Origin of the sequence: Burkholderia sp. LMG 13014 (genome assembly GCF_905232215.1) — a bacterium.
Classification (GTDB): domain Bacteria; phylum Pseudomonadota; class Gammaproteobacteria; order Burkholderiales; family Burkholderiaceae; genus Burkholderia.
The window spans coordinates 1-4,569 of record NZ_CAJNKE010000479.1 but is presented as its reverse complement, the minus strand read 5'-3'; the positions used below and the strand labels follow the sequence as shown (position 1 = coordinate 4,569).

Below are 4,569 nucleotides of genomic sequence, written 5' to 3'. Positions count from 1 at the left end.
CCGACCGCGAGCTTCAGCGGATTCAGGTGGCCGGCCTCCGGATCGTGCAGCGCCGCGAGATAGCGCGCGCCGCCGATCCATTCGGGCATCTCGTCACGGCCGATCACGCGCAGCCGATCGTAGCCCCAGCGCTCGGCTGCCTCGTCGCGGGCCTGTTCGAGCATCGCGATGCGCCGCGGCCGCACCGCCGCCCACAGGCTGCCGGGCCGGTAGTCGATATCGAAACCGTGCCGAACGGGCAGTTCGCGCACCTCGGCCGCGGCCCAGCGCATGCTGTCCCACAGCAGGCGCGCACCGTCGCGGCCAAGCGAATCCTCGAGCGGCTGCATGTCGCACGACCAGCCGAGCAGCGCCTGTCCGCCGTTGCGGCCCGACGCGGCCCACGCGACACGGCTCGCTTCGAGCACGACGACGCGCTTGCCGGCGAGCGCCAGGCGCAACGCCGTATGCAGCCCGCTGAAACCCGCGCCGACGACGAGCACGTCGGCGTCGATGCGTTCGTCCAGTTCCGGACGATGCGGGATCGGCGCCGGGTAGGTGCCGGCGTAGTAGCTTGCGACGTGACGGTCGGACTGCGCGAACATGCGGACTCCCGTGAAATTTTCGCCCATAAATTTCATGAAAAATTAGCACGGCAATTTCACGGAGGCAAGCGAGCAAAAAAAAGGCGCATCCGACTGATGAATCAACGCTGCGCCGTTAGTCTGGTTAGCTGAAGATTCGCCGCCCTGGCAGCCCCGGCCCGCGTCGAAATGGATTGTCGCGACAGCCGCGAAGATCGATGGCGTCCAGGTCTGGCGGGTTCGTGCTTCCCTCCTCGATCGCCGTAGTCGGCCGGGTCGGCCGGCCTGCCGCCAGCCGCACGCACCTGCCTGGCCTAGGGTGCAGAAACCGGAAACATCGGCTCGACCTGCGCGCTCGCCCGCGGCATGAGGCGCGCCGGATCGGCCGATACACGACACGCATTGCGCGTGAACCGCACCGGCCCGGTGAATATTCCCGCCATCCACTCGGACGAAATTTTTACGCTTGTAAAAATTTTGGACTGAGAGAATGACGCGCAGAAACAGAGCGTCACCCCTCCAAGCACGGCCCCCGTAACCCCTTTCAGACCCAACCCAATCGCTGACGGGAGACAAGATGCCCACGAACCGGGATGCAAGCCCGATGGACGAATCGGATCACGGAGAATTCTCGCTGAGCGAAGTCCCGCTCGAGAAACGCACCGGATTTCTGTCCATCACGATGGTGTTGTTGAGTTTCACGTTCTTCACGGGAACGATGTTTGCCGGCGGCAAGATCGGTGTCGCCTTCGACGTCGTCAGCATGATCCAGATCGCCGTCATCGGAAACCTGTTGCTCGCCGCCTATGCGGCATCGCTTGCGCTGATCGCCGCCCGCAGCGGCCTGAATGCGGTACTGATGGGGCGATTCTGCTTCGGGGAAGTTGGCAGCAAGCTGTCCGATTTCCTGCTCGGCTTCGCCGAACTCGGCTGGTACGCATGGGGCACCGCGACGGTCGCGATCGTATTGGTCAAGCTGCTGGGTTGGCCGCCCTCCGTTACCACGCCGTTGATGATCCTCTTCGGCTTCGGATTTTCCATCACGGCCATCATCGGCTATCGCGGCATGGACGTGCTGTCGCGCGTCTCCGTGCCGTTGATGTTCGTGCTTCTGATGACGTCGATGTGGATCGCCACCCGCGATATCGGCGGGTGGGCCGGCCTCACGCATATCGCGCCGTCTCATCCGATGCCGTTCTCGGCCGCCGTGACCATGGTCATCGGCACCTTTGCCAGCGGCGCGACCCAGGCAACCAACTGGACCCGCCTCGCACGCAGCGCGCGCAGCGCCGTCTCGGCCAGCATGATCGGATTCTTCGTGGGCAACGGCCTGATGATCATCGCGGGCGCATACTGCGCAATCGTCTATCAGCAAGCCGACATCGTCGAGGTGATGATGCTGCAGGGCCTGTCGATCGCGGCGGTCGTGATGCTGTGCCTCAATCTCTGGACCATCCAGGGGCCGACGATGTACAACGTGGCGGCCGCCGGATGCCATCTGCTACGCACCGAACGGCGCCGCACGCTCGTACTCGTGGGCGCGGCGATCGGCATCGTGCTCGCGGTCGGCGGGATGTACGAGTTGCTGATTCCGTTCCTGGTGCTGCTCGGCTCGATCATTCCGCCGGTCGGCGGCGTGATCATGGCGGACTACTGGTACCGCCATCGCGGGCAATACCCGTCGCTTGCCGCCGCCCGCCTTCCGCGCTTCAACCTGGTCGGCCTGGCCGCGTATGCAATCGGCGCCGGACTCGCCTATACATCGCCGTGGATCGCGCCGATCGTCGGCATCGCGGCGTCCGCCGCCGCCTACATCGTGCTGCTGCAGATCGCCCGCGCGTTCACGCGCGCGCCGTCCGTTCAGGGTGAATGATTCCGCTGCACCCTCCCGCTCCCCAAAACAACAGGAATCCTCATGAAAATCATCAACGCCAGATTGCGCGGCCGTAGCGGCCTCTTTACGATCGACATCGATGCGGGCACGATTCGCGGCATCGGCCTCCAGCCGTCGCCGCTGACGTCTCAAGCGGACGACGTCATCGATGCGGGCAGCAATCTCGTCATCCCGCCGCTGGTCGAGCCGCATATCCACCTGGATGCGACGCTGACCGCGGGCGAACCCGAGTGGAACATGAGCGGCACGCTGTTCGAAGGGATCGAGCGGTGGGGCCAGCGCAAGGCCACCATTACCCATGAGGATACGAAAGCCCGCGCCCACACCACGATCGGGATGTTGCGCGACAACGGCATCCAGCACGTGCGCACGCACGTGGACGTCACCGATCACACGCTTGCCGCGTTGAAGGCGATGCTCGAGGTCAGGGACGAAGCGCGCGATCTCATCGATCTGCAGATCGTCGCCTTCCCTCAGGAAGGCATCGAGTCGTTCGAGAACGGACGTGCACTGATGGAGCGCGCGATCGACATGGGGGCCGACGTCGTTGGCGGTATTCCGCATTTCGAGAACACGCGCGACCAGGGCGTGAGCTCCATCAAGTTCCTGATGGAGCTCGCGGAGCGCAAGGACTGCCTTGTCGACGTTCATTGCGACGAAACCGACGATCCGCAATCGCGCTTCCTGGAAGTGCTTGCCGAGGAAGCGCGGGTTCGCGGGATGGGCACGCGCGTCACCGCCAGCCACACGACCGCAATGGGTTCCTACGACAACGCCTACTGCTCGAAGCTTTTCCGGTTGCTGAAGCGGTCGGAAATCCATTTTGTTTCGTGTCCGACCGAAAGCATCCACCTGCAGGGGCGTTTCGACACCTTCCCGAAACGACGCGGCATTACGCGTGTCGCGGAACTCGATCGCGCCGGCATCAACGTGTGCTTCGGACAGGATTCGATCAAGGATCCGTGGTACCCCATCGGCAACGGCAACATCCTGCGCATCCTCGACGTCGGCTTGCACGTGTGCCACATGCTCGGCTACGAAGACCTGCAGCGATGCCTCGACTTCGTGACGGAGCACAGCGCCCATGCGATGTCCCTGGGCGATCGCTATGGCATCGCGGTCGGCCGGCCGGCCAATCTGCTGATCCTCGACGCGGATTGCGACTACGAAGTGGTTCGCACCCAGGCCAAGGTGCGATTGTCGCTCCGTGCCGGGAAGGTCATCATGCAGCGCGCGCCTGAACGCATCACCTATCCTGAAGCAGGCCCGCGTTGAGCGGGCGACGACGCTGGTCCGACATGCTGGAGGACACATCGTGACGCACCCGTCCGAGCCGACTGCAGGAACGCCCGGCCGGCCTCATGGCCGGCGCGAAGCGCTGCGCGACACTCTCGAGGCGGCCATTCTCGCCGCCGCCGAAGAATCGTTTTCCGTTTACGGATTCGAGGGGAGTTCCGTTGCGACCATCGCAGCGGCCGCCGGCCTGTCGAAGCAGAACCTGATGTACTACTTCCCCACGAAGCTGGCGCTCTATCAACGCGTGCTGGACGACGTGTTGCGGGACTGGCTCGGCAGGATGCGGGAGTTTGCGGCGCCCGATCACGAGCCCGCGGAGGCCATGTCGGCCTATATCCGGGCCAAACTCGAATTCTCCAGAAATCGCCCGCATGGATCGCGGGTTTTTGCGCTGGAGATCATCGGTGGGGCCAAGACCTACGGAAAGGAAATCCGCAAACAACTGATTCCGGTGTTGCGCGACGACATCCGGGTGCTCGAACGCTGGATCGAGGAAGGCAAGGTCAGACAGGTCAATGCCGAGCACCTGTTCTTCCTGATCTGGGCAGCCACGCAGGCGTATGCGGATTTCGCCCCCCAGATGCTGCTGGTGCTCGGCAAGCGTGCGCTGGGAAACGACGATTTCGACGCGGCTTACCGCACGATCTCGGATCTGGTGCTCAACGCACTGATCACCGGCGACAGAAAGACGGATTGACCGCTTGACCGCCTCCGTCGCCGTTCATGCACGGCACCCCGGCGCCGTCGTCGACACGCGCCGGGGAACCGCCGGTCAGTCGTGCTTGTAGCGCTTCTTGTTCTTGTACTTGTTGCCGT

General features: G+C 64.0%; 4 protein-coding genes. 3 read left to right on the top strand and 1 reads right to left on the bottom strand.

Features of this window, described 5'->3' with window-relative positions; all coding sequences use genetic code 11:
• Positions 1–584 (bottom strand): FAD-binding oxidoreductase (locus JYJ84_RS29100; RefSeq protein ID WP_205189794.1); only part of this gene is annotated, 584 nt, incomplete at its 3' end.
• Positions 585–1,140: 556 nt separating this feature from the next.
• Here JYJ84_RS29100 and codB point away from each other — a divergent pair.
• Genes codB through JYJ84_RS29085 form a run of 3 tightly spaced genes read left to right on the top strand, consistent with a single transcriptional unit; the run spans position 1,141 to position 4,450 of the window.
• On the top strand, positions 1,141–2,436 hold the full coding sequence (codB, locus tag JYJ84_RS29095) for a cytosine permease (RefSeq protein ID WP_368041410.1): 1,296 nt from the start codon (positions 1,141–1,143) through the stop codon (positions 2,434–2,436).
• A gap of 42 nt (positions 2,437–2,478) precedes the next feature.
• The gene (gene codA / locus JYJ84_RS29090; protein ID WP_175220122.1) at positions 2,479–3,732 is read left to right on the top strand and encodes a cytosine deaminase; all 1,254 of its coding nucleotides are present in this window, start codon (positions 2,479–2,481) and stop codon (positions 3,730–3,732) included.
• A gap of 40 nt (positions 3,733–3,772) precedes the next feature.
• Complete coding sequence (locus JYJ84_RS29085; protein ID WP_174955854.1) at positions 3,773–4,450, top strand: TetR/AcrR family transcriptional regulator; 678 nt, start codon at positions 3,773–3,775, stop codon at positions 4,448–4,450.
• The last annotated feature ends 119 nt before the right edge of the window (positions 4,451–4,569 follow it).